This is a genomic window from Tepidimonas sp. HKU77 (assembly GCF_049728535.1).
In the GTDB taxonomy this organism is placed as follows: Bacteria; Pseudomonadota; Gammaproteobacteria; order Burkholderiales; family Burkholderiaceae_C; genus Tepidimonas.
Genome location: NZ_CP187300.1, coordinates 461,962 through 484,792 on the forward strand (window position 1 = coordinate 461,962; position 22,831 = coordinate 484,792).

The following is a 22,831-nucleotide window of genomic DNA, read 5'->3' on the forward strand; positions in this document are numbered from 1 at the left end:
TCGTGTTGTAATTTGAGCATGAAACCGCCCACCGTGCAGCCCGCATCGCCCGTCGCGTCCGTGGACGGCAGTGCTGCGTTGCGCTTTGAGCGCGTGGCCCTGGTGGGCAAATACCACGCCAGTGGCAGCCGCGAGGCCCTGGAGCAGGTCGTGCACTTTTTGCACGACCAAGGGTGCGAGGTGACGCTGGAGCGAGAGACGGCGCACCACATCGGCCCGCTGGGGGATGGCACGCGCGACGTTGCGGGCATCGGCGCGCATTGTGACCTGGCACTGGTCGTCGGGGGTGATGGCACCATGCTGGGCATCGGCCGCCAGTTGGGGCCTTATGGTGTACCCCTCATCGGAATCAACCAGGGGCGGCTTGGGTTCATCACCGACATTCCGTTCGATCGGTTCGCCGACATCCTGCATCCCATGCTGCGCGGGGCTTACGAGGAAGAGCGCCGCACCCTCATGCACGCCGGCGTCTGGCGCGATGGGCATGGCGTGTTCGAGACCATCGCCATGAACGACGTGGTGGTCAACCGCGGGGGTGCCCCCAGCATGGTCGAGCTGCGCGTCGAGGTCGATGGCCACTTTGTGGCCAACCAGCGCGCCGATGGGCTCATCATCGCCTCGCCCACGGGTTCCACCGCCTACGCCCTGTCGGCCGGTGGCCCCCTGTTGCACCCCGCGATCGCCGGCTGGGTGATGGTGCCGATCGCGCCGCACACGCTGTCCAACCGCCCCATCGTGCTGCCCAGCGACGGCGAGATCGTGATCGAAGTGGTCGCCGGACGCGAACCCAGCGCGCACTTCGACATGCAAACGTTTACCAGCCTGCTGCCGGGCGACCGCATTGTGGTACGGCGCTCGGTGCACACGCTGCGGCTGCTGCACCCGGTGGGCTGGAGCTACTTCGATACCCTGCGGCGCAAGCTGCACTGGAACGAAGGGGTTGCCACATGACCCCCGTCAAGGAGACCGAGGCATGAGCTGGCTGCGGCTGGCGGTACGCGACTTCGTCATCGTGCGCTCGTTGGATCTGGAATTGGGCCCCGGATTCACGGCCCTGACCGGGGAAACCGGAGCGGGCAAGTCGATCCTGATCGATGCGCTCCAACTGCTGTTGGGCGGACGCGCGGAAGCGCACGTGGTGCGTGAGGGCGCGGCGCGCGCCGAGGTGGCAGGTGAGTTCGACGTGCCGCGCGCTGCCCTCGATTGGCTGCGCGAACAGGGGTTCGAGGTGGCCGCGGGCGAACCCGTGTTGCTGCGCCGCACCGTCGATGCGCAAGGCCGCAGCCGCGCCTGGATCCACGGCAGCCCGGCCACCGCCGCCCAGCTGCGGGCGCTGGGGGAATACCTGGTGGACATCCACGGCCAGCACGCGTGGCAGAGCCTGACGCGGGCGGACCGCGTGCGCGACTTGCTAGACCGCTACGCCCGGCTGGACACCTCGGCCCTGCAAGCGGCGTGGTTGGACTGGCGCAGCGCCGAGGCGGCGCTGGAGGCCGCCATCGCGGGCCAAGCCACGCGCGACGCCGAACGCGAGCGGCTGCAGTGGCAAATCGACGAGGTGGCGCGGCTCGCGCCCGGGGCGGACGAGTGGGACGAACTCAACCGCCAGCACGCCCGGCTGGCGCACGCGCAAACGCTGATCGACGCCGCGCAGAGCGCGCTGGCCGCGCTGGACGGCGACGAGATCAACGCCAGCGGGCTGATGGGTCGCGCCATCCACGCGCTGCGCGAGCAGGCGCACATCGAACCCCGCTATGCCGAGCTGGCCGACGTGCTGCAGCAAGCACTCGACCAGGTGAGCGACGCCTGCCGCGACTTGCAGCACCACGCCGCGCACACCGAACTGGACCCGGCCGCGCTGGCGGCCCTGGACGAGCGCCTGTCGCGCTGGCTGGCGCTGGCACGCCGCTACCGCTGCCCACCGCAAGAGCTGCACCAGCGCTGGCAGGACTGGCAGGCCCGCCTGCGCGAGCTGCAACGCGCAGCCGATCTGGATGCGCTGCGCGCCAGCGCTGAGCGGGCGCGTGCCGCTTTCCTGGCGCAGGCGCAGGCCGTCTCCCAAGCGCGGCAGCCCGCTGCCGCGAGGCTAGGCGCAGCCATCACCGAGGCGATGCAAGGCTTGGGCATGGCCGGTGGCCGCTTCGAGGTGCGGCTGGAGCCGCTGCCCGAGCCGCAGGCCAGCGGGCTGGAGCGCGTGGAGTTTTTGGTCGCAGGGCACGCGGGCACCACGCCGCGCCCGGTGGGCAAAGTGGCCTCGGGCGGTGAGTTGTCGCGCATCGCACTCGCGATCGCGGTCGTCACCAGCCAGTTGGGTGAGGCTCCCACACTGATCTTCGACGAGATCGACAGCGGTATTGGCGGTGCCGTGGCGCACACGGTGGGCCAGTTGATGGCGCGGTTAGGCGGCGACCGCCAGGTATTGGCTGTCACCCACCTCCCCCAGGTGGCCGCGTGCGCCCATCACCACCTGCACGTGAGCAAGACACGCGAGGGCGGCGCCACGGTCAGCCTGGTCACGCCGCTGGAGGGTGACGCGCGCGTCCAGGAGCTGGCGCGCATGTTGGGCGGCAGCGGCTCGGAGACCTCACTGGCCCACGCACGGGAGCTGCTGCAGCCATGAACCCACCGACCCAGCCCACGCCCAACGCCGACGCCGCCCCGCAGACGACGCCTGCCGCGGGTGGGCCGCTGCAGCTCGTGCTCATCACCGGCATGTCGGGGTCGGGCAAATCCGTGGCCCTGCATGCGTTGGAGGACTCGGGCTTTTACTGCGTGGACAACCTGCCGCCGGAGCTGCTGGAGGCGTTCATCGACGTCGAGCGCAGCCACCACGCCGAGCGGGTGGCCGTGGCGATCGACGTGCGCAGCGCCGCGTCGCTGCCGGGCTTGCCGCAGCGGCTGGCCGCGCTGCGCGAGCGCGACATGGCGCTCACCATCCTGTTTCTGGATGCCAGCGACGACGTGCTGATCCGCCGCTACTCCGAGACGCGGCGCATGCACCCGCTGTCGGTGCGCCACAGCGCCGACCAGCGACGCGCGCTGGTCGATGCACTGGCGCTGGAGCGCGAGTTGCTGGCACCGCTGCGCGAAGGGGCCCTGGTCATCGACACCAGCCAGCTCAAGGCTGCCCAGTTGCGCACCGAAGTCAAGTCGCTGCTGGTGCGCACCCCCGCGCCGCTGGCGCTGGTGTTCGAATCGTTCGCCTTCAAACGTGGCGTGCCGATGGACGCCGACTTCGTGTTCGACGTGCGCATGCTGCCCAACCCCCACTACGATCCCGCACTGCGGCCCCTGACGGGGCTGGACCCGGCGGTGGCAGCCTATCTGGAGGCCGAACCCGAGGTCGCCGAGATGCGCACGCACATCACCCGCTTTCTGGAGCATTGGCTGCCGCGCCTGGTGCGCGATCACCGCAGCTACGTCACGGTGGCCATCGGCTGCACCGGCGGGCAGCACCGCTCGGTCTATCTGGTCGAGCGGCTGGCCGCGCACTTCGCTCCCCAGTGGTCGGTGCAGCGCCGTCACCGCGAGCTGGACGTGCGCTCACCCGCCCCCAGCGCCTGAAGCCACGCACGCACCGGAGCTGGCAAGCCGAGCGCAAACGCGTCAGCCGGGACCCACCATGCCCCCTGGTCGGGCAGCACGCCCGGCGCATTGGGTGCCACCGCCGCATCGGCCAGCGGCACACGGCAGCACACGGGCTGCAAACGCAGGTCGCGGTGCGTCAGCGCGTGGTCGATGACCGGTGCCCACTGCGCACGCACGTCGGGATGCGACGCCAACCAGGCGCGCAGCCCCGCCTCCTCGCGCAGCACGGGCGGCGACCACAACCCGGCCCAAATACCACGCGCCGGGCGACGTTGCAGCCACCAGGCGCCATCCGCGCGCACATACAGGGGCAGCCACCAGGTCTCGGTGCGGCGCGCCGGACGGGGCGTGCGCGCCGGCCAGCGGGTCGGCTCGCCGCTGGCGTGGCCTGCGCATAGCGTGGCCACAGGGCAATCGGCACAGCGCGGCCGTGTTCGGGTACACACCGTCGCGCCCAGATCCATCAAGCCCTGCGTGTACGCCGCCATGTCATCGGCCGACGCATCGGCGGGCACCAGCGCCTGCGCGGTGTTCCACCACCACCGATGCGCGGCCGCGTCCGGGCCTGCATCGGCCCACACGCGTGCCAGCACCCGCCGCACGTTGCCGTCCAGGATCGAGCGGCGCTCACCCCAGCAAAACGCGGCGATGGCAGCTGCCGTGGATGGCCCGATGCCTGGCAGCGTCGCCAGCGCATCGGCCGTCGCAGGAAACACCCCGCCATGGTGTTGCACCACAGCCTTTGCACACGCATGCAAGTGGCGCGCGCGGCTGTAGTAGCCCAGGCCGCTCCAGAGCGCCAACACCTCGTCCAGCGACGCGGCGGCGAGCGTGTACACGTCTGGAAAACGCTGCAAGAAACGCTCGTAATAGCGCAGCACGGTGGCGACTTGCGTCTGCTGTAGCATCACTTCGGACAGCCAGACTCGATAAGGGTCGCGGCTGCCTTGCCACGGCAGCCCCCGGCGGCCATGCACGCGCTGCCAGGCCACCACGCGCGAAAAAAAATCCATGGGTTTCAGCGCGTCTGACAATGTGCGCAGTAGTACGTCGAGCGCTGCCCTTGACGCATCACACGAATCGGTTGACCACAGATTCGGCACGGCTGGCCCGCGCGGCCATAGACCCACGTCTCGAGCTGAAAGTGCCCATCCTGCCCGTCAGCGCGAAAATCCCGCAGCGTGCTGCCCCCCACGGCCAGCGCGCGTTGCAGCACCTGCCGGATCGCCGCATGCAGTCGCTGGGCCCGCGCGCGGCTGATGCGCATCGCGGGCGTAGTCGGACGGATGCCCGCCAAAAACAGGGCTTCGCTGGCGTAGATGTTGCCCACGCCCACCACCACGTCGCCGGCCAGCAGCACGCTCTTGATGGCTGCGCGCCGCCGGCGCAACGCGGCATGAAAACGCACTGGGTCGAACGCCTCGTCCAGCGGCTCGACCCCCAGCCCGCCCAACAGCCGCTGCGCCACCGGGGCGTCGAGCGCGTGCGCATAGACCACGGCCCCGAACCGGCGCGGATCGTGCAGGCGCAGCGTGCCGCGGTCGGTCACCAGATCGAAATGATCATGTCGGCCTGGCGGTGGCGGCTGCGTCAACCACGTCAGGCTGCCCGACATGCCCAGGTGCACCAGCAGCCAACCGACCTCCAATTCGATCAGCAAGTACTTGCCACGCCGCCGCACCGCCTGCACGCGACGGCCCACCAGCGCTGGTGGCTCCACCCCCAGCGGCCAGCGCAGCGGAAGCCCGCAGCACACGGCCTCGATGCGCGCCCCCGCCAACCGGTCGGCGATGCGCAATCGGGTCACTTCGACTTCGGGCAACTCGGGCATGACGACTCACGGAACGAGGAAATGGACGCACTGCATTATCATCAACCGAGCACACCCCCGATCGGACCGTCCATGCCGCGCCTGCGCTCCCCGCTCGTCATCCTCTGGCTGCTCGCCGGCTTGGCGCTGCCGCCGGCGCTCGCCCAACCGGCTGGGCAACCCGCGCTGCCCATCGCTGGCGCACCAGCGTCGAGGCCCGACACCGCCCCCTCGGGGCTCGATGCGGAGCTGTTTTATCAACTGCTGATCGCCGAACTGCAACGCCGCCACGACCCGGGCGCGGCCTACTCCATCATCCTGGAAGTGGCCCGACGCACTGGCCACCCGGAGCTCTTTCGGCGCGCGATGGAAATCGCGCTGCAGGGTCGCGCACCACAAGCGGCGCTGTCCGCGGTGCGTGAATGGCGGCAACGCCTGCCTGCCGACGACGAAGCGCGCCGCACCGAACTGCAATTACTGCTCGGGCTGCAGCGGGTACGCGAGGCGGGCCCGGTCCTGCGCGACTGGATACGCGCCACCCCGGCGCCGCAACGCCCTGCGCTGATTGCCGTGATCCCCTCGCTGCTGGCGCGCGCGTCGGACAAGGCCGAGGCGGTGGCCGCTGCCCAAACCGCACTCGAGCCTTTTTTGCGCGAGGCCCCGACCTCGGCAGCGGCGTGGGCCGCGCTCGGGCGCGTGCATCGCCAAGCCGGCGACGATGAACAGGCATTGCACGCCGCGCGCCAAGCCATCCAGGCCGCCCCGCGCGCCGCCGCGGGTGCTTTGCTGGCCGTGGAGCTGCTCGAACGCCGCCCAGAAGAAGCCGAACCTCTGGTGCAGCGCTACTTGCATGCGACCCGCAACGCCACCGACACCGATCCGGTGGTCGCCATCAGCTATGCCCAAGCGCTGGCCGAGCGCGGGCGCATGGCCGAGGCGCGCGCGGTACTGCAGCACACCCGTACGGCGCGCCCGGACGAACGGCGCCGCCTGCTGATCGCCGAAGCGCGGCTGCTGCGCGACCAAGACCAGCCGCAAGCCGCGTATGACGTGCTGACCCAGGCCCTGCGCGACACGCCCGACGACCCCGATCTGCAGTATGAGCTGGCGATGGTGGCCGAGCGCACCGGTCGGCTCGACGAGATGGAGCGGCTGCTGCGGGCCGTCATCGCGCGCAAACCCGACGACGCGCACGCCTACAACGCGCTGGGCTACGCCCTGGCCGACCGTGGCGTGCGCCTGACCGAGGCCAAGGCGCTGATCGAGGAAGCGCTGCGCCGCGCGCCGGACGACGCCTACATCATCGACAGCCTAGGCTGGGTGGAATACCGTCTGGGCAATTGGCCCGAGGCGCGACGACTGCTCACGCAAGCCATGCAGCAGCGCCCGGATGCCGAGATCGCCGCTCACCTGGGCGAGGTGCTGTGGATGCTGGGTGAGCGCGAAGAGGCGCTGACCGTCTGGCGTCAGGGCCTTGCCCTTGACGCCCGCAACCGCACCCTGACCGAGACGCTGCAGCGCCTCGGCGTCCAACCGTGAGTCTGGCTCTGCTGTCCCCTCGTGCGCGCTGGCGCGGGGTGGTGGCGGCGGTCGCCGTCGCCCTCTTGGCAGGCTGCGCCACGCCGCCACCGCCAGCGCCGTCTAAACCATCGGCCGCATCCCACTGGAGTGGACGGCTGGCGCTGTCCCTGGCCACCGATCCGCCGCAACACTGGTCGGCCGGCTTCGAGCTCAGCGGCACGCCCGCGCAGGGCGAGCTGCGCCTGTCCACGCCCCTGGGTCAGACCCTGGCCACGATCCGTTGGGACGGCAGCGGTGCCTGGGTCGAGCGACGCGACACAGACCCACGCCCTTATGACGGGCTGGATGCGCTCACCGCCGACTTGATCGGCACACCGGTGCCTGTCACCGCGCTGTTTGCCTGGTTGCGCGGCGTCCCCCACGAGGCCCCGGGCTGGCAGGTCGATCTGTCGCAGCAGCCCACAGGACGGCTGCGCCTGCGGCGCAGCGATCCGCCCCCAGCGGCCGACCTGCGGCTGATCTGGCAACCCTGATCCCCTCCATGCAACGACTGCTCGACGTCCCCGCTCCTGCCAAGCTCAACCTGTTTCTGCACGTGACCGGCCGGCGCGCCGATGGATATCACGAACTGCAGTCGGTGTTTCGCCTGATCGACTGGGCCGACACACTGCACTTCGAGCTGCGCCGCGACGGTCAGCTCTCGCGCGAGGATCTGCACACCACCGACGGGCCCGCGCTGCCCGAGGATGATCTGTGCCTGCGCGCGGCGCGCGCGCTGCGCGCCGCCAGCGGCTGCCCGCTGGGAGCGCACATCGTGCTGGAAAAGCGCATCCCACAACAAGCCGGGCTGGGGGGCGGCTCCAGTGACGCCGCCAGCACGCTGATCGCGCTCGATCGCCTCTGGGGCCTGAACTGGCCACACCGCGCGTTGATCGAGCTGGGCGCGCGACTGGGCGCCGACGTGCCGTTCTTCCTGGGCGGCCGCAACGCCTGGGTCGAGGGTATCGGTGAGCGCCTGACCCCACTCGAGCTGCCGCCTGCGCGCTACGCCGTGGTCAAGCCGCGCGCCGGCACCCGCACCGCCGCCATTTACCAGGCCCCCGATCTCGAACGCGACACGCCCCGCGCTATAATGCAGGACTTCGTTGACGCCTGCAACGCGACCCCAGGGTGCTTGTGGGGCGCCAACGTGATGCAACCCGTGGCGGTTCGCCTGTGTCCCGACGTCGGCGCCGCACTCCAGCGACTCGGCCGGCTGGGTTTGTCGGCCCGCATGACCGGTTCTGGCAGCGCGGTTTTTGCCGTGCTCACCAGCGATGCGGACGCCCAGGCCGTCGAGCAGGCCGACTGGCCGGACGGTTGGCAGGTGCGGATCTGCAACGGGTTGTCAGAACATCCGCTGGTCGGGTGGCAAAAAGACGCTATAATATGAGTCTTGTTGCTGCTGACACAGCAACGCTGCATGGGGCGCGCCGCGTCAGCGGTGAGCCTGTGTAGGGGAGTCGCCAAGTTGGTTAAGGCATCGGATTTTGATTCCGACATGCGAGGGTTCGAATCCTTCCTCCCCTGCCAAATCTCTTTCCCAGTGCCGGTCACACCATGGAACGCTCGATGTCAGCGCACGCCCCCGATTTCATGCTTTTCACCGGCAATGCCAACCCGGCACTGGCCGCCGAGATCGCCCAATACCTGGGCACCACCTTGGGCAATGCCCACGTGGGCCGCTTCTCGGATGGTGAGGTAACCGTTCAAATCGGCCAAAACGTCCGCGCACGCGACATTTTCATCATCCAGCCCACCTGCCCGCCGACCAACGAGAACCTCATGGAGCTCGTCATCATGGTCGACGCGCTCAAGCGGGCATCGGCCGCTCGTATCTCGGCCGTCATCCCCTACTTCGGCTACGCGCGCCAGGACCGCCGCCCGCGCTCGAGCCGCGTGCCCATCAGCGCCAAGGTAGTGGCCAACATGCTGCAGGTGGTCGGCGTGGAGCGCGTGCTGACGATGGACCTGCACGCCGACCAGATCCAGGGTTTTTTCGACATCCCGGTCGACAACATCTACGCTTCGCCTGTGCTGCTGGGCGACCTGCGGCAAAAGAACTACCCCAACCTGCTGGTCGTCTCGCCCGACGTCGGCGGCGTGGTGCGCGCGCGGGCGCTGGCCAAGCAGCTCGACTGCGACATGGCCATTATCGACAAGCGGCGTCCCAAACCGAACGTGTCGGAGGTCATGCACGTCATCGGTGACATCGAGGGCCGCCACTGCGTCATCATGGACGATATGGTCGACACCGCGGGCACCCTGGTCAAGGCCGCCGAGGTGCTCAAGGAGCGCGGCGCGGCCAAGGTGTTTGCCTACGTCACCCACCCGATTTTGTCCGGCCCGGCGGTCGAGCGCGTGGCGCGTGGCGATGCGCTCGACGAGCTGGTCGTGACCAACTCCATCCCGCTCAGCGATGCGGCGCGCGCCTGCGGCAAGATCCGCGCGCTCACCGTCGCACCACTGATGGCCGAGACCATCGCCCGCATCGCCAGCGGTGACTCGGTCATGGAGTTTCTGGCGGAGATGGAAAACCAGGCCTGACGCCGCGAGGCGTCACCCCGGATGCGGCGCTGACGCGGCATCCGGTCACCCGCCGCCTACGGGGCGGTTTTTTGCAACCGGGGTGCACTGGTCGCGGTCACCCCACGCATGTTTGGAGTCATCGAGATGAAATTCGTCGCTTTCGAGCGCCAACAGCAGGGCACGGGTGCGAGCCGCCGCCTGCGCAACGCCGGCAAGACCCCCGGCATCGTCTATGGTGGTGGCGCCGAGCCACAGGCCATCGAGCTGGACCACAACGCGCTGTGGCAAGCCATCCAGAAGGAAGCCTTCCACACCTCCATCCTCGAGATGGAGCTGGGCGGGCAAACCACCAAGGTCGTGCTGCGCGACGTGCAGTACCACCCCTACAAGCCCCAAGTGCTGCACGTGGACTTCCAGCGCGTGGACGACAATACCCGCCTGCGCAAGAAGGTGCCGCTGCACTTCGTCAACGCCGAGCAGTCGCCCGCGGTCAAGGCCGACAAGTGCCTGATCAACCACGTGCTGACCGAAATCGAAATCGAGTGCCTGGCCACCCAACTGCCCGACTTCATCGAAGTCGACCTGAGCCAGCTGCACAAGGGCCAAAGCCTGCACGCCAGCGACCTCAAGCTGGCCCCGGGCGTCAAGATCGTCACCCACGGCAAGCCCAATCCCACCATTGCCACGGTGGTGGAGCCGGTGGAAGAAGTGGTGACCGCGCCGCAAGCCGCGGCGGCCGACGACAAGAAGGGCAAAAAAGGCAAGAAGTGATGCCCGCGGGCGGCGCGCTCGAGCGCCCCTTGGCCCCACGAACCCGGCACAATGGAGGCCCGCCGCGTGCGGGCCTTTTCACGTCTGGGGTGCCGATGCGCCCAACCCTGCCAAGCACTCATGATCAAGCTGCTGGTCGGCCTGGGCAACCCAGGCCCGGAATACGAAGACACCCGCCACAACGCGGGGTGGTGGTGGATCGACCGCGTCGCGCAGGACCTGCGCGTCACGCTGCACCCCGAGCGCGCGTATTTCGGTCTGGTGGGACGTACCCAATTCGAGGGCCAGCCGCTGTGGCTGCTCAAGCCGACCACGTACATGAACCGATCGGGCCAGGCGGTGGCGGCACTGGCGCGGTTTTTCAAGGTGGCGCCAGAACATATCCTCGTCGCACACGACGAGCTGGACCTACCGCCGGGCGACGCCCGGCTCAAGCGCGGCGGCGGCCATGCGGGACACAACGGCCTGCGCGACATCCACGCGCAGCTCGGCAGCGCCGACTACTGGAGGCTGCGGCTGGGCATCGGTCATCCAGGTGTCAAGGCCGAAGTGGTGCACTGGGTGCTGCGCAAACCGCCGCTGGAGCAGCGGCAGGCGATCGACGCCGCCATCGAGCGCGCGGCGCGCGCCCTGCCTTCGTTGCTGGCCGGCGACGTCGCCAAGGCCACCAGCGCCATCCACACCAGCCAGCCCCCGCGCGCCAAGCCACCGCGTCCTTCTGCCGCCGATCAGCGCCCGCCGTCCGGCGATGCGGGCGAGCACGGCGCGGCACCGCGCTGAATCGGCACGCGCCCGGCCCTCAACCCGCGACGCCCGTGGCCTTGGCCGCCTCTTTGGCCGCCTGCAAGCGGCGGTACTTCTGCCACAGCGTCTCGCGGTCTTCCACGAAATCGGGGTGGATAGGGATGCAGCTCACCGGGCACACCTGTACGCACTGCGGCTCATCGAAATGCCCCACGCACTCGGTGCAGCGGCCGGGATCGATGACGTAGTGTTCCTCGCCCATCGAGATGGCCTGGTTGGGGCACTCGGGCTCGCACACGTCGCAGTTGATGCATTCGTCGGTGATGGTCAGGGCCATGCCACGCTCCTGTCGCCAAATGGCCGACCGTCGGTCAAGATGCCTGGGCTGCGGTGGCCTGCCGCAAGCGCTGCGCGACGATGGGGTTGACCATGCCCGACACCTCTCCACCCAGTTTGGCGATTTCTCTCACGAGAGTACTGGAAATACACTGCACCGGCGGTTGCGGCAGCAAAAACACCGTTTGCACCGTGGGCAAGAGCTTGGCGTTCATGGCCGCCATCTGCGCCTCGTAGTCGAAGTCGGTCAGGTTGCGGATGCCGCGCACCACGGCCAGCGCGCCGTGCGTGCGGCAAAAGTCCATGATCAGCCCGTCGAACGGCAACACCTGCACGCCGGGGCAGTCGGCGAGGGCCTGCGCTGCCATGGCCAGCCGGTCTTCCAGGGTAAACAAGGTCCGCTTGTGGTGGGCAACCGCCACCGCCACGATCAAGCGGTCGAACAACCCCGCCGCGCGGCGGATGACATCCTCGTGGCCCAAGGTGATGGGGTCGAACGTGCCGCTATAGACGGCAGTGCGCACTGCAGGGATCGCCACTGTCATGGGACGGGATTATCCATCGGTTGCAACAAGTGGGCGTGCACCGCACCCGCGCGCAAGTGGCGGTGCAGCCGCCAGCCGAGCGCCGTCAACTCCGGCTCGCCCCAGGCGCGCGGCGCTTCCAGATACGCCCATCCACCGGGCCGCAGCAGGCGCTGCGCGGCCTGCAGCGCCGCCCTCGTCAGGCGCTCACCCCCGCTGTGGGCATCGTCGAACGGGGGGTCGAGAAACACCACGTCCCATGCCGCCGCGGGCAACCCGGCCAGGACGGCCAAGGCATCGCCACCCACGACGCGCACCGTCTCCGCCCCGAGCCGCTGCACGTTGGCGCGCAAGGCGGCCTGCAGGACCGGCGAGCGCTCGATCAGCACCACCTCGGCAGCGGCGCGTGAAGCGGCCTCCAGCCCCAGCGCGCCGCTGCCGGCAAAGGCATCGATGCAGCGGCAACCGCTCAAGTCCTGCCCCAGCCAATTGAACAGGGTTTCGCGCACGCGGTCGGGCGTTGGTCGCAGCCCAGGCACGTCACCCACCGGCAGGCGCGAGCGGCGCCAGCGCCCACCAATGATGCGCACCTCGCCCGTGGGCGACGTGCGGCGCGCGCGCCCCGTCACGGCTGCCCTCCCACGACCACGGTCACCATCCGATCCGGGTCGATGACACGGCGCCACGCGCGCACCAGGGTCTCCCGGTCCACGGCGGCCACGCGCGCGGTCCAGGTCTCGAGCTCGTCCAACGGCAGGTCCGACCACGCGATCGCGGCCACCTGATCGAGCACCTTGCGGTTGCTGTCCAGCCGCAGCGCAAACCCGTTGATGAGCGCCTCCTTGGCCGCGGCCAGCTCGTCGTCGGTCGGCCCCTCGCGCGTGAAGCGCCGCAGCGACTCGTGCACCAACTGCACCGCGATCGCGGCCTGCTCGGGCCGGGTCTGCAGCGCCACGGTAAACGCACCGGCGTGCCGCCCGGCCAGAAAGTAGCTGTATACGCCATAAGTCAGCCCGCGCTGCTCGCGGATCTCGCGCATCAGGCGCGAGGTAAAGCCCCCGCCGCCCAGGATGTGGTTGGCCAGCTGCAGCGCTAGAAAATCCGGATCGTTGCGCGCGATACCGGGCGCCCCCACCCAGACCTGCGCCTGTGCCGCGCCCGGGAAGGGCACGGACAGCGTCTGCGCTTGCGCAAGCGGCGCCACTTCCGGCACGGCGGGCAGCGGCGTGCAGCCGTGCGGCGCCAGTCCGCGCAGCAAGCGCTCGCCAATCGCGTCGGCTTGCGCGCGTGTCACCGCCCCCACGACCGTGACGCGCGCGTCGCAGGGGCGGACATGGCGCCGGTAAAAGGCCTGGAGCGCCGCACGGTCGATGGCAGCCCAGGTCTCGGGCGTGGCTTCCCAGCCATACGGGTGTCCCCGATAGACCGCCCGATGGAAGTGCTGACGCGCCACGGTGTCGGGTTGCGTCTGCGCCTCGCGCCACGCCCCGATCAGCCGCTCGCGCTCGCGCGCCCACACGGCGGCGTCGAACGACGGTGCCGCCAACTGCCGCGCCGCCAGCGCCACGGCGCCCTCCAGCAGATCGGGGCGCGTGAGCGTGCGCAGCGACACGCTGAAACGATCGAGGGTCGCCGTCGCGCTCCACTGCGCCCCCAGGTCGGCCCAGGCATCGGACAACGCATTTTCGTCGAGCGCCGGCTGGCCGTCGTGGGCCAGCACCCCGCGGCCCAGCATCAGCGCCGTCGCGGCCGCCAGCCCCGCCTGTCCCGCAGGATCGCGTCGGCTGCCGCCGTCGAACTCCACGCGCACATCGACCATCGGCAACGCGTCGATGCGCACCCAGTATAGGCGCGCGCCATCGGGCCGCACCCAGTGCTCGATGGGCAGCGCCGCCTGTGCCGCAGCCGCCACCAGCCACAGGCAGGCCGCGAGCCACCAACCCCACCTCCGATGCCGCGCGCTCATGACCCTGCCTCCGGCCGCAGCACGCCGACGGTGAGCCGCTCGTCCTGGAAGTAGCGCTGCGCCACCCGGCGCACGTCCTCGGTGCCGACGCGCTGCAAGCGCGCCAACAGTCGCTGGTTGGCATCCACCGGCCAGCCCAACACCCAATGCATGCCCAGCGCGCGCGCTTGCGCGAACATCGAATCGAGCGCGTAGATCTCGCTGGCCATCCACTGCGTCTTGACACGCTGCAGCTCAGCCTCGCTCACCCCGTCGCGCGCGACGCGCGCGATCTCGGCCTTCAACGCGGCTTCCACGGCCTCGACTGGCACCCCCTGCCGCGGCGTGGCGCTCAGCACGAACGACTCCGGCCCGCGCGCGGCCAAGCCATACGATGCGCTCACCGCATCGGCCAGACGCGGGCCACCCTGCCCCTGCACCAGCACGCGCTCCAGCCGCGCGCCCGGATGGCCGTCGAGCACGCCGGCCAGCAACACCAGCGCCAGCGCATCGTTTGCCTCCTCATCGGTCGCATCGGGGTGCGCCAGCCGCGGCACGCGCCAGCCCATCACCAGCGCGGGTTGCGGCGTGCGAGCCTGCCATTCGAAGCGGCGCACGCCGCGCTGCGGCGGCTCGGCGTCGGGCGTGCGTGCCGGCACGGCGCGGGCGGGCCACGTGCCAAACGTCGCCTGCGCCCAGGCAAGCACCTGCGCCACGTCCACGTCGCCCACCACCACCAACGCCGCGTTGCCCGGCACGTACCAGCGCCGGTAGAAGTCACGCACGGTCTCGGGCTGCAACGCCTGCAAGTTGCCCATCCAGCCGATCACCGGCCGCCGGTAGGGATGCGCCACCCAGGCCATGGCGTTGAACTGCTCGTAGAGCTGCGCGCGCGGCTCGTCCTCGATACGCTGGCGGCGTTCTTCCTGCACCACGGCCAGCTCACGCTGGAACGCCTCGTCGGTCCAGGTGTTGTTCATCATCCGGTCGGCCTCCAGCCGCATCGCCTCCGGCAACCGAGGCGCTGGCAGCTGCACGTGATAGGCCGTCATGTCGTGCGAGGTAAAGGCGTTGTCGCGCCCGCCCAGCGCGGCGATGCGGCGTGAATACTCGCCCTCCGGTACCGTCGGCGTGCCCTTGAAGAGCATGTGCTCTAGCACGTGCGCCACGCCGGACTCGTGGTCCTGCTCATCCATCGACCCCACGCGCAGCCACAGCATCTGGACCGCCGTGGGCGCGCGGCGGTCGGGCTGAACGATGACGGTCAGGCCATTGGCCAGGGTCAACACCTGCGCCTGTGGCGCCAAGGACGGCGCGTTGGCAGCCTCCTCGGCCGCCATGGCCGTGACCGGCAGCACCGCGCCACCGACCAGCCACAGCAGCGCCGCACCCAAGCGCGCGAATCGGCGGCGAATCCCGTCGCCGTCACCGATGCTGAACCTGTACCAGGCCGCAATCATGAGATGGGGTTTCATAGAATGTCGATCATTCTAGACAGCAAGCTCTTATGTTCCGATTTCTCAAAGAAAAGTTCTTCGGCACGCGCGAGCCCACCGGGGAGCCGCTTGTCGACCCCGCGCCCACCGCCGCGCCGGGGGCGGCACCAGCGCCCGCGCCCGAACCCACGACGGCGGTGGCTGCCGCGGCCAGCGCCCCCCCGACGGACAGCACAGACAGCGCCGCCACCCGCCAGGGTTGGCTCGGGCGGCTCGCCGCCGGTCTGCGCAAAACCGGCAGCAGCCTCACCTCGGTCTTCGTCGGGGCTCGCATCGACGACGCACTGTATGAGGAGCTCGAAGCGGCCCTGCTCATGGCCGATGCCGGCACCCAGGCCACGGCCCACCTGCTCGACGACCTGAAGCGACGCGTCAAGGCGCAGCGAGCCACCGACGCCCAACAGGTGCGCGCGCTGCTGGTGGACGTGATCGCCGATTGGCTCGCGCCCCTGCAAAAACCGCTGGCCGTCGGCGCCCAGCCCGACGGGCCCACCGTGTGGATGGTGGCAGGCGTCAACGGTGCGGGCAAAACGACGACGATCGGCAAGCTCACCTGGCAACTGGCGCAGCACGGCGCCACGGTGCTGTTGGCCGCCGCCGACACCTTTCGCGCCGCTGCGCGCGATCAGCTCGACGTCTGGGCCCGGCGCAACGGCGTCGATATCGTCAGCCAGGAGGGCGGCGATCCGGCCGCGGTGGCATTCGATGCCGTCTCGGCCGGGCGCGCGCGCGGCAAGGATGTGGTCATCGTCGACACCGCGGGCCGCCTGCCGACGCAGTTGCATCTGATGGAGGAGCTGCGCAAGATCAAGCGTGTGGTGGCCAAGGCGGAACCCGGCGCGCCGCACGAAGTGTTGCTCGTCATCGACGGCAATACTGGCCAAAATGCGCTGGCCCAGGTCAAAGCGTTCGACGCCGCCTTGCAGCTCACGGGGCTGATCGTCACCAAGCTCGACGGTACCGCGAAGGGCGGCGTGCTGGCCGCCATCGCCATGTGGGCGCGCGAACAAGGGCGCGAGCTGCCCGTGTACTTCATCGGCATTGGCGAGAAGCTCGAAGACCTGCAACCTTTCGACGCGCGCGAGTTTGCGCAAGCGCTGCTGGGCTGAACACCCGCGCCGCCCTTGCGGGGTTGGGGTTGTCCCGATAGACGCGCCGCCCCGTCGCGGTAAGCTTGGGGAAGGCTAGCCCACTAGCATTTACCCGAATTGCTTATATCAGCACGTCGTGATACATATTCGTCCCGATTCGGCACGGTTGCCGCAACACCCCCAGAGGAGCCCCATGACAATGAACGCACTTCGAACCATCTTGGTAGCCAGCGCGCTCGGCGCTGCCACCCTGGCGCATGCCCAGGTCGACCAGGTCAGAGTGTGGGCAGCCGCCTGCGCCAACTGCCACGGCACCGACGGCCGCGCTGAGCCGGGTATGGAAGCCCTGGCTGGCAAAAACGCCGATGACATGACCAAGACGCTGCTCGACTTCAAGGCTGGCCGCAAGCCCGCCACCATCATGCACCAGATCAGCAAGGGCTACACCGACGACGAGCTGCGCGCCATCGCCGCGTACTTCGCCGCGCAGAAAAAATAACACCTGAGGAGTCACACCATGATGCAACGTCGCCAATTCGTCTCTACCGTCGCGGCCGGCTCGGCGCTGGGCTCCTTGGGTTTGATCTCGGGTTGCGCCACGCCCATGGCGGGCGGCTCTGGGCCCCACGTCGTCGTCATCGGCGGCGGCTATGGTGGCGCCACGGCCGCCAAGTACACGCGCCTGTTCTCCGAAGGCAAAGTGCGCGTGACGCTGATCGAGCCCAACGCGCAATTCATCTCTTGCCCCATCTCCAACCTGGTGATCGGCGGCATCAAGCAGATGGCCGACATCACCGTTCCCTATGAGAACTTGGAAAAGCGCCACGGCGTCAAGATCGTACGCGACCGCGCCACCGCAATCGACCCGGCCAAGCGCGTGGTCAAGCTCGCTGGCGGCAGCGAGATCAGCTATGACCGCCTGATCGTCTCGCCCGGCATCGACTTCATGTGGGAAACCTTGCCCGGCATGAACAAGCCGGGCGCGCAAGACAAAGTGCTGCACGCCTGGAAGGCCGGCCCGCAGACCGTGGCGCTGCGCCAGCAGCTCGAGGCGATGCCCGACGGCGGCGTGTATGCGCTGTCCATCCCACTGGCCCCGTACCGCTGCCCGCCCGGGCCCTACGAGCGCGCCTGTATGGTCGCGCACTACTTCAAGAAGGCCAAGCCCAAGAGCAAAGTCATCATCTTCGACGCCAACGACGACGTCACTTCCAAGCCCGCGCTGTTCAAGAAAGCCTGGGACGAGCACTACAAGGGCATCATCGAATACCGCCCCAAACACCGCGTGGTGGACGTGGACGTGGCCACCAACACTCTCAAGTTCGAGTTCAACGACGACTTCAAAGGCGCGGTGCTCAACGTCGTGCCCAACATGCGCGCGGGCGACATCGCGGTGCAAACCGGCCTGGCCACCGCCAACAAGCGCTGGTGTGAAGTCGACTTCCTGACCTTCGAGTCGGTCGCGGTCAAAAACATTCACGTGCTGGGTGACGCGATCCAGATCGCACCCGCCATGCCCAAGTCCGGTCACATGGCCAACCAGCACGGCAAGACCTGCGCCGCTGCGGTCGTCAGTCTGCTCATGGGCAAAGAGCCGCCCAAGATGCCGCTGTACGCCAACACCTGCTACAGCTTCGTCACCGACGAAGACGTGGTGCACGTGGCCAGCGTGCACCGCTACGACGCCGAGAAAAAGACGATGCTGACGGTGCCGGGCTCGGGCGGCGTCTCGGCGCGTGCCAGCGAGCTCGAGGGCCGCTACGCCCTGGCGTGGGCGCGCAACATCTGGGCGGACACGCTCGCCTGAGCGTCCGGCGCGGCGCCCGACGCCGACACCTCCCGCAGGAGTCGGCGTCGGGTTTTTCCCCTCCGACATATTGGTTTATCAGCACGGACTATAAGACGGTTATGAGAGCTTCCTGCGTAATCCCCTCCCTTCTGGTTCGATCCCTCGTGACCGTCGGGTTGTTGGCCACGGCGGCCATGTCGGCCCACGCACAGGCCGATGAAGCGCGTGCCCGCAAGATCGCCAATGGCACTTGCTTCATGTGTCACGGCGAGAATGGGGAATCGACCAGCGAAATCTTCCCCCGTCTGGCGGGCCAGAACGCGGAATACATCGCCAAACAGCTCAAAGCCTTCAAGACAGGCGAGCGCAAGAGCACCGCGATGGCCGAGATGGTGGCCAAACTCACCGACGACGAGATGCTGGCCCTCGGCCGTTATTACGAAAAACTGCCCGCCGTGCGCGAAAATGTCAAAGACACCGGATTGGCCGCGGTCGGCGCCTACATCTACCAAAACGGCAACAAATTCAGCGGTGTACCCGCCTGTGTGAGCTGCCATGGGCCCGATGGGCACGGTGCCAACAACCTGCCACGGCTGGCAGGACAATTCTCGGGCTATTTGTTCACGCAGCTCAAACAGTTCAACCAGCGACAACGCACCAACGACAATATCGTGATGCATACCGTCGCGGAGAAGATGTCCGAGCTCGAAATGGCCGCGGTCGCGGAGTACCTAAGTGTAGGGTTCCGGACGATTGCATAGATCCTTCGCGTCGTGCACTCTTCGTTAGTCGCGCAGTGATGCGAGAGCTGATCGACAACCTCCGGAGCGCTCAACCATGATTATTCGCCTACACAAAAACGCCACCACAACCCCCGCCACCCGCGCCTACATCCAGTCCTCGTCCTTGTCGGTTGCGGCCTTGGCAGCCGAGTTGGGCGTATCCGAAGACACCATCCGCCGCTGGAAGCGTCGGGACTTTGTGGAAGATCGCCCGCATACCGCGCATCGTTTGCAGACGACGCTCACCCCGGCGCAGGAGCTTTTGGTGGTGGAGCTGCGCAAGACCCTCCAGCTACCCCTTGACGATCTGCTGGTGGTCACACGGGAGTTCATCAACCCCCGGGCCTCACGTTCTGGGCTGTATCGTCTGCTCAAGCGCCATGGCCTATCCCAACTGCCCAGTGAAGCCAAGGATGCGCCTGCTTCCAAGCCATTCAAGACCTACATGCCGGGCTACCTGCACATCGACGTCAAGTACCTGCCGCAGATGCCCGACGAACATCAGAGGCGTTATCTCTTCGTCGCCATTGACCGCGCCACCCGTTGGGTCTTCATCCAGATTAAGCCAAACAAGACCGCAGCCGCGGCCAGAAGCTTCCTGAAGGCCTTGCACAAGACCTGCCCGGTCAGAATCACGCACATCCTCACCGACAACGGCAAGGAGTTCACGGATCGCCTCTTCGCCTCAGGCGCGCGCGCACCGTCCGGGAAGCACGAGTTCGATCAGCTCTGCCAGGCCCTTGGCATCGAGCATCGCCTCACCAAGCCCAGACACCCTCAGACCAATGGCATGGTCGAACGCTTCAACGGCCGTATTGCCGAGGTCCTTGCCACCCATCACTTCAACAGCGCCGAGGACCTCGAGACTACCTTGACCCGTTATGTTTGGCTGTACAACCATCATTTACCCCAGAAGGCAATCGGACACATAACACCTCTGGAGGCCTTGAAAAAGTGGTACGCTCAACGCCCCGATCTTTTCATCTTCAAACCACGTAATCGTCCGGGACCTGACACCTAAGCACCAAATGAGCCTGGGGCCAAAGGCCCCCCGCTCTTCGAGGCGAGGTCAATCGACGTGCAGGCGCGCGTGGATGCGCCGAGTCAAGCGCCAAACGGCCCATAGCACCAGCGGCATGGCGGCCCCCGCCGTCAACTCGGGATGCAGGGGCACGCCTGCCGACTTCAGCGCTTTCGCCCCGTAGAGCACCAGACTGATCACGTAATACGAGATGGCCGCGATCGACAGCCCTTCGACCGTCGATTGCAAGCGCAACTGCAGTGCCTGCCCGCGGGTCAGCTTTTCCAACAAGACCCGGTTCTGTTCCTCGCGCGCGATATCGACCTGGGTGCGCAACAAGGCGCTGGTACGCGCGATGCGCTCCGACAGCGCGACCAGCCGCTGCTCGGTCGAGACCACGGTTGCAATGGCCGGCGCCAGCCGCCGACGCATGAATTCGCTGATCGTCTGTGTACCGGGGATGGCCTGCTCGCGCAGTTCGGCGATGCGCTGGTTGACGATGTGGTCGTAGGCGCGCGTGGCCGAGAAGCGGTAGCCGTGCTCGGCGATTGCGCGCTCGATGCTGGCCGCCAACCCGACGAGCTCGTCCAGCAAGGCTTGATCGGATGTGGTCTTGGCCTCCATATCAGCCGTCAGGCGAGCCAGCCGCGCCTCGGCTTGCGCAAGCGGGCCCGCCAGCATCTTGGCCACCGGCAGCCCCAACAAGGCCATCATGCGGTAGGTCTCCAGCTCGACCAGCCGCGCCGAGATGCGGCCAGCGCGGGTTTCGCTCGTCTCTGGCGGCGCCAACACGAGCATGCGCTCGAAACCGCTACCCCGCAGCCGAAAATCGGTCACGACGATCGAATGCCCCTCGCGTCCGATGAGGGATGCGACCACGGGCTGATTACCAAACCAGCGGCGCGCCTGCGCGAGCAAGCTCGGCGGATCCGCCAAATCGGCTGTGACCATGGCCAACTGGATGGCGCAGATGGTGCGTCCCGGGATGGCCGCCCACCAGTCGGACGCCACCTTCAGCGATGGCAACAAAGGGGGATCCGTCGCCTCCAGGCCGGCCTCGGGCGGCAAGGGCTGTACGAGTGAGTAACGGGTAAACTCGGTGTGGCGTTCCCATTTCAGGGTAAAGCCCCCCGGGCAACGCAGACGCAGAAAGTGCGCCTGCAGATCGGCCTCGGTCAACCCCTCCTGCCCGGGCAGTCGCCGCAGATGTTGCAGCTCCTGTGCGCGATCCACCCCTTCGTTGAGCACGGCCACATACACCACCAGCGCAGGCAGGCGAATACGCGCGGTCGGCCGCGCGTGCACCTCGTTGTGCAGGGCACGGCGGCGGCTGTCGTCAGGGGGCAAGACGGCGCTGATACCCCCAATGGCATCGTCTGGCGTCATGGATGCAACCATAGCATAACGCCGGACGAATTCCCGATGAAAAAACCCCGCCAAGCCAGCCGGCCCGGCGGGGTTTTCGGCACTCAAGGCGCACAGGCGCCCAGCTTCTGGTGAAAGCTGTCCGCTTACGCGCCCAGCTTTTGGTGAAAGCTGTCCGCTTACGCGCCCAGCTTTTCTTTGATACGGGCCGCCTTGCCGGTGCGGCCGCGCAGATAGTAGAGCTTGGCGCGGCGCACGTCGCCGCGGCGCTTGACCTCGATGCTGGCGATCAACGGGCTGTACAGCGGGAAGGTGCGCTCCACGCCTTCACCGTTGGAGATCTTGCGCACGATGAAGCTGGAGTTGAAACCGCGGTTGCGCTTGGCGATGACAACGCCCTCGTAGGCCTGCACGCGCTTTTTGTTGCCTTCGATCACGTTGACGTTGACCACCACGGTGTCACCGGGGGCAAAGTCAGGGATGGTCTTGTTCAGGCGAGCGATTTCTTCCTGCTCGAGGATTTGGATCAGGTTCATGGTCTCATCCACGATCGTGTCTGCGCTGCACACTGCACGAACCAGCGCCCTTGCGCCAGCCCGCCCGGGGTTGCTTTTATTATCAAACACCCGAAGCCAGACAGAGGATCAAAGCTCTCTATTGTAACCCAGTTCGCGCAACAGCTGCTCATCCGACGGCCGCAGCCGACCTTGAGCGCGCGCCTGCGCGAGCAGGTCGGGACGGCGCTGCGCCGTGATCTGGACCCGTTGGGCCCGACGCCAGGCCTCGATCTGTGCATGGTGGCCCGACAGCAACACCGACGGCACGCTCATCGCGCCGCCGGGTCCCTCCCATACCTCCGGCCGGGTGTAGTGCGGGCAGTCGAGCAAACCGTCCAGTGCGGGGTTGAAGCTGTCTTGCTCGGCGCTGGCCTGATCACCCAGCACGCCCGGCTGTAAGCGCGCCACCGCATCGAGCAGCGCCACCGCAGCGATCTCGCCGCCCGAGAGCACGAAGTCCCCGAGGCTGAGCTGCTCGTCCACGCAAGCATCGATGAAGCGCTGGTCCACGCCCTCGTAGCGGCCGCACACCAAAATCGCACCCGGGCCGCCGGGTTGCGCGTAGCGACTCACCACGGTGTGCGACAGGCGCTCGCCCGCCGGCGAAAAGAGCACCGTGGGTACGTCCACCGGCGCCCCCGGTACACGGCAGGCGGCCAGGCCCCGGTCGGCGCGCACGGCTTGCCAGCATCGGTGCAGCGGCTCGGCCAGCATGACCATTCCTGGCCCCCCGCCAAAGGGGCGATCATCCACGCGGCGATATGGCCCCTCGGCAAAGTCGCGCAAGCGCCACAGGCGCACCTGGACCGCCCCGGAGGCAAAGGCGCGGCGCGTCACCCCCACCGTCAAGTACGGTTCGATCAGTTCGGGAAACAGCGTGATGACGTCGAAACGCATGGCAGCGACACGTCGGTCGGGACGGG

The 22,831-nt window shown here is 68.0% G+C and carries 24 protein-coding genes and 1 tRNA gene; 15 read left to right on the plus strand and 10 right to left on the minus strand.

What is annotated here, in order from left to right; all coding sequences use genetic code 11:
* Window positions 1-12 precede the first annotated feature (12 nt).
* From ACPP3B_RS02130 to rapZ, 3 genes are read left to right on the plus strand one after another with little or no spacing between them, the layout of a single operon-like run.
* Window positions 13-951 carry an NAD kinase gene (locus ACPP3B_RS02130; protein ID WP_424859576.1) on the plus strand — a complete coding sequence of 313 codons (939 nt, stop codon included), beginning with the start codon at window positions 13-15 and terminating at the stop codon, window positions 949-951.
* A 22-nt stretch (window positions 952-973) separates the two neighbouring features.
* Window positions 974-2,620 carry a DNA repair protein RecN gene (recN, locus tag ACPP3B_RS02135; RefSeq protein WP_299022312.1) on the plus strand — a complete coding sequence of 549 codons (1,647 nt, stop codon included), beginning with the start codon at window positions 974-976 and terminating at the stop codon, window positions 2,618-2,620.
* Window positions 2,617-3,564 (plus strand): RNase adapter RapZ, encoded by a 948-nt coding sequence (gene rapZ / locus ACPP3B_RS02140; protein WP_424859577.1) that lies wholly within the window; start codon window positions 2,617-2,619, stop codon window positions 3,562-3,564. The genes recN and rapZ overlap by 4 nt, the downstream gene beginning before the upstream one ends.
* Here the strand turns inward: rapZ and mutY are convergent.
* Window positions 3,522-4,601, minus strand: coding sequence for an A/G-specific adenine glycosylase (mutY, locus tag ACPP3B_RS02145; protein ID WP_424859578.1), 1,080 nt, complete (start codon window positions 4,599-4,601; stop codon window positions 3,522-3,524). The two genes, rapZ and mutY, sit on opposite strands and share 43 nt — an antisense overlap.
* 5 nt (window positions 4,602-4,606) lie before the next feature.
* On the minus strand, window positions 4,607-5,419 hold the full coding sequence (gene mutM / locus ACPP3B_RS02150) for a bifunctional DNA-formamidopyrimidine glycosylase/DNA-(apurinic or apyrimidinic site) lyase (RefSeq protein ID WP_424859579.1): 813 nt from the start codon (window positions 5,417-5,419) through the stop codon (window positions 4,607-4,609).
* A 72-nt stretch (window positions 5,420-5,491) separates the two neighbouring features.
* Between mutM and ACPP3B_RS02155 the strand changes: the two genes are divergently transcribed.
* The 7 genes from ACPP3B_RS02155 (at window position 5,492) to pth (ending at window position 11,038) form a co-directional block, all read left to right on the plus strand.
* A complete protein-coding gene (locus tag ACPP3B_RS02155) occupies window positions 5,492-6,937 on the plus strand; it encodes a tetratricopeptide repeat protein (RefSeq protein ID WP_424859580.1) in 1,446 nt (481 codons plus the stop codon).
* The gene (locus tag ACPP3B_RS02160) at window positions 6,934-7,452 is read left to right on the plus strand and encodes a lipoprotein insertase outer membrane protein LolB (RefSeq protein WP_424859581.1); all 519 of its coding nucleotides are present in this window, start codon (window positions 6,934-6,936) and stop codon (window positions 7,450-7,452) included. The genes ACPP3B_RS02155 and ACPP3B_RS02160 overlap by 4 nt, the downstream gene beginning before the upstream one ends.
* Before the next feature lie 8 nt (window positions 7,453-7,460).
* Entirely contained in the window at window positions 7,461-8,351 is an 891-nt protein-coding gene (ispE, locus tag ACPP3B_RS02165; RefSeq protein ID WP_424859582.1) for a 4-(cytidine 5'-diphospho)-2-C-methyl-D-erythritol kinase, read from the plus strand.
* A gap of 63 nt (window positions 8,352-8,414) precedes the next feature.
* A tRNA-Gln gene (locus tag ACPP3B_RS02170) sits at window positions 8,415-8,491 on the plus strand.
* A 39-nt stretch (window positions 8,492-8,530) separates the two neighbouring features.
* Window positions 8,531-9,505 carry a ribose-phosphate pyrophosphokinase gene (locus ACPP3B_RS02175; protein ID WP_299020387.1) on the plus strand — a complete coding sequence of 325 codons (975 nt, stop codon included), beginning with the start codon at window positions 8,531-8,533 and terminating at the stop codon, window positions 9,503-9,505.
* 126 nt (window positions 9,506-9,631) lie between these two features.
* A complete protein-coding gene (locus ACPP3B_RS02180; protein WP_299020384.1) occupies window positions 9,632-10,258 on the plus strand; it encodes a 50S ribosomal protein L25/general stress protein Ctc in 627 nt (208 codons plus the stop codon).
* Between the two features lie 120 nt (window positions 10,259-10,378).
* Window positions 10,379-11,038, plus strand: a complete 660-nt coding sequence (gene pth, locus ACPP3B_RS02185; protein ID WP_299020381.1) for an aminoacyl-tRNA hydrolase — start codon at window positions 10,379-10,381, stop codon at window positions 11,036-11,038.
* Window positions 11,039-11,057: 19 nt separating this feature from the next.
* On the opposite strand, the gene ACPP3B_RS02190 is transcribed toward pth, so the two are convergent.
* From ACPP3B_RS02190 to ACPP3B_RS02210, 5 genes are read right to left on the minus strand one after another with little or no spacing between them, the layout of a single operon-like run.
* Window positions 11,058-11,339, minus strand: a complete 282-nt coding sequence (locus ACPP3B_RS02190) for a YfhL family 4Fe-4S dicluster ferredoxin (protein WP_299020378.1) — start codon at window positions 11,337-11,339, stop codon at window positions 11,058-11,060.
* Between the two features lie 34 nt (window positions 11,340-11,373).
* Window positions 11,374-11,883: a pantetheine-phosphate adenylyltransferase gene (coaD, locus tag ACPP3B_RS02195; RefSeq protein ID WP_424859583.1), complete on the minus strand. Its 510-nt coding sequence runs from the start codon at window positions 11,881-11,883 to the stop codon at window positions 11,374-11,376.
* The gene (rsmD, locus tag ACPP3B_RS02200) at window positions 11,880-12,491 is read right to left on the minus strand and encodes a 16S rRNA (guanine(966)-N(2))-methyltransferase RsmD (protein ID WP_424859584.1); all 612 of its coding nucleotides are present in this window, start codon (window positions 12,489-12,491) and stop codon (window positions 11,880-11,882) included. Before rsmD ends, coaD begins: the two co-directional genes overlap by 4 nt.
* On the minus strand, window positions 12,488-13,828 hold the full coding sequence (locus tag ACPP3B_RS02205) for a M16 family metallopeptidase (protein ID WP_424859585.1): 1,341 nt from the start codon (window positions 13,826-13,828) through the stop codon (window positions 12,488-12,490). Before ACPP3B_RS02205 ends, rsmD begins: the two co-directional genes overlap by 4 nt.
* Entirely contained in the window at window positions 13,825-15,282 is a 1,458-nt protein-coding gene (locus ACPP3B_RS02210; protein WP_424859586.1) for a M16 family metallopeptidase, read from the minus strand. The genes ACPP3B_RS02205 and ACPP3B_RS02210 overlap by 4 nt, the downstream gene beginning before the upstream one ends.
* A gap of 32 nt (window positions 15,283-15,314) precedes the next feature.
* Between ACPP3B_RS02210 and ftsY the strand changes: the two genes are divergently transcribed.
* From ftsY to ACPP3B_RS02235, 5 genes are all read left to right on the plus strand, one after another.
* Entirely contained in the window at window positions 15,315-16,412 is a 1,098-nt protein-coding gene (ftsY, locus tag ACPP3B_RS02215; RefSeq protein WP_424859587.1) for a signal recognition particle-docking protein FtsY, read from the plus strand.
* A 181-nt stretch (window positions 16,413-16,593) separates the two neighbouring features.
* Complete coding sequence (locus ACPP3B_RS02220; RefSeq protein ID WP_424859588.1) at window positions 16,594-16,893, plus strand: c-type cytochrome; 300 nt, start codon at window positions 16,594-16,596, stop codon at window positions 16,891-16,893.
* 21 nt (window positions 16,894-16,914) lie between these two features.
* Window positions 16,915-18,201 (plus strand): NAD(P)/FAD-dependent oxidoreductase, encoded by a 1,287-nt coding sequence (locus tag ACPP3B_RS02225; protein WP_299020395.1) that lies wholly within the window; start codon window positions 16,915-16,917, stop codon window positions 18,199-18,201.
* A gap of 146 nt (window positions 18,202-18,347) precedes the next feature.
* Entirely contained in the window at window positions 18,348-18,944 is a 597-nt protein-coding gene (locus ACPP3B_RS02230) for a c-type cytochrome (RefSeq protein WP_424859589.1), read from the plus strand.
* A 76-nt stretch (window positions 18,945-19,020) separates the two neighbouring features.
* Complete coding sequence (locus tag ACPP3B_RS02235; RefSeq protein ID WP_424859251.1) at window positions 19,021-19,986, plus strand: IS481 family transposase; 966 nt, start codon at window positions 19,021-19,023, stop codon at window positions 19,984-19,986.
* 48 nt (window positions 19,987-20,034) lie between these two features.
* Here ACPP3B_RS02235 and ACPP3B_RS02240 read toward each other — a convergent pair whose 3' ends face one another.
* From ACPP3B_RS02240 to trmD, 3 genes are all read right to left on the minus strand, one after another.
* Window positions 20,035-21,372 (minus strand): DUF3422 family protein, encoded by a 1,338-nt coding sequence (locus tag ACPP3B_RS02240; protein WP_424859590.1) that lies wholly within the window; start codon window positions 21,370-21,372, stop codon window positions 20,035-20,037.
* A gap of 158 nt (window positions 21,373-21,530) precedes the next feature.
* A complete protein-coding gene (gene rplS / locus ACPP3B_RS02245) occupies window positions 21,531-21,887 on the minus strand; it encodes a 50S ribosomal protein L19 (protein WP_299020354.1) in 357 nt (118 codons plus the stop codon).
* A 108-nt stretch (window positions 21,888-21,995) separates the two neighbouring features.
* Window positions 21,996-22,805, minus strand: coding sequence for a tRNA (guanosine(37)-N1)-methyltransferase TrmD (gene trmD, locus ACPP3B_RS02250; RefSeq protein WP_424859591.1), 810 nt, complete (start codon window positions 22,803-22,805; stop codon window positions 21,996-21,998).
* Window positions 22,806-22,831: the final 26 nt, after the last annotated feature.

Bases quoted from the DNA above. Each gene is read 5' to 3' on its own strand.
- recN (WP_299022312.1), top strand. From the start codon at position 974: ATGAGCTGGCTGCGGCTGGCGGTACGCGACTTCGTCATCGTGCGCTCG.
- rapZ (WP_424859577.1), top strand. From the start codon at position 2,617: ATGAACCCACCGACCCAGCCCACGCCCAACGCCGACGCCGCCCCGCAG.
- mutY (WP_424859578.1), bottom strand. From the start codon at position 4,601: ATGGATTTTTTTTCGCGCGTGGTGGCCTGGCAGCGCGTGCATGGCCGC.
- mutM (WP_424859579.1), bottom strand. From the start codon at position 5,419: ATGCCCGAGTTGCCCGAAGTCGAAGTGACCCGATTGCGCATCGCCGAC.
- ACPP3B_RS02155 (WP_424859580.1), top strand. From the start codon at position 5,492: ATGCCGCGCCTGCGCTCCCCGCTCGTCATCCTCTGGCTGCTCGCCGGC.
- ispE (WP_424859582.1), top strand. From the start codon at position 7,461: ATGCAACGACTGCTCGACGTCCCCGCTCCTGCCAAGCTCAACCTGTTT.
- ACPP3B_RS02175 (WP_299020387.1), top strand. From the start codon at position 8,531: ATGTCAGCGCACGCCCCCGATTTCATGCTTTTCACCGGCAATGCCAAC.
- ACPP3B_RS02180 (WP_299020384.1), top strand. From the start codon at position 9,632: ATGAAATTCGTCGCTTTCGAGCGCCAACAGCAGGGCACGGGTGCGAGC.
- pth (WP_299020381.1), top strand. From the start codon at position 10,379: ATGATCAAGCTGCTGGTCGGCCTGGGCAACCCAGGCCCGGAATACGAA.
- ACPP3B_RS02190 (WP_299020378.1), bottom strand. From the start codon at position 11,339: ATGGCCCTGACCATCACCGACGAATGCATCAACTGCGACGTGTGCGAG.
- coaD (WP_424859583.1), bottom strand. From the start codon at position 11,883: ATGACAGTGGCGATCCCTGCAGTGCGCACTGCCGTCTATAGCGGCACG.
- ACPP3B_RS02205 (WP_424859585.1), bottom strand. From the start codon at position 13,828: ATGAGCGCGCGGCATCGGAGGTGGGGTTGGTGGCTCGCGGCCTGCCTG.
- ACPP3B_RS02210 (WP_424859586.1), bottom strand. From the start codon at position 15,282: ATGAAACCCCATCTCATGATTGCGGCCTGGTACAGGTTCAGCATCGGT.
- ftsY (WP_424859587.1), top strand. From the start codon at position 15,315: ATGTTCCGATTTCTCAAAGAAAAGTTCTTCGGCACGCGCGAGCCCACC.
- ACPP3B_RS02220 (WP_424859588.1), top strand. From the start codon at position 16,594: ATGAACGCACTTCGAACCATCTTGGTAGCCAGCGCGCTCGGCGCTGCC.
- ACPP3B_RS02225 (WP_299020395.1), top strand. From the start codon at position 16,915: ATGCAACGTCGCCAATTCGTCTCTACCGTCGCGGCCGGCTCGGCGCTG.
- ACPP3B_RS02235 (WP_424859251.1), top strand. From the start codon at position 19,021: ATGATTATTCGCCTACACAAAAACGCCACCACAACCCCCGCCACCCGC.
- ACPP3B_RS02240 (WP_424859590.1), bottom strand. From the start codon at position 21,372: ATGACGCCAGACGATGCCATTGGGGGTATCAGCGCCGTCTTGCCCCCT.
- rplS (WP_299020354.1), bottom strand. From the start codon at position 21,887: ATGAACCTGATCCAAATCCTCGAGCAGGAAGAAATCGCTCGCCTGAAC.
- trmD (WP_424859591.1), bottom strand. From the start codon at position 22,805: ATGCGTTTCGACGTCATCACGCTGTTTCCCGAACTGATCGAACCGTAC.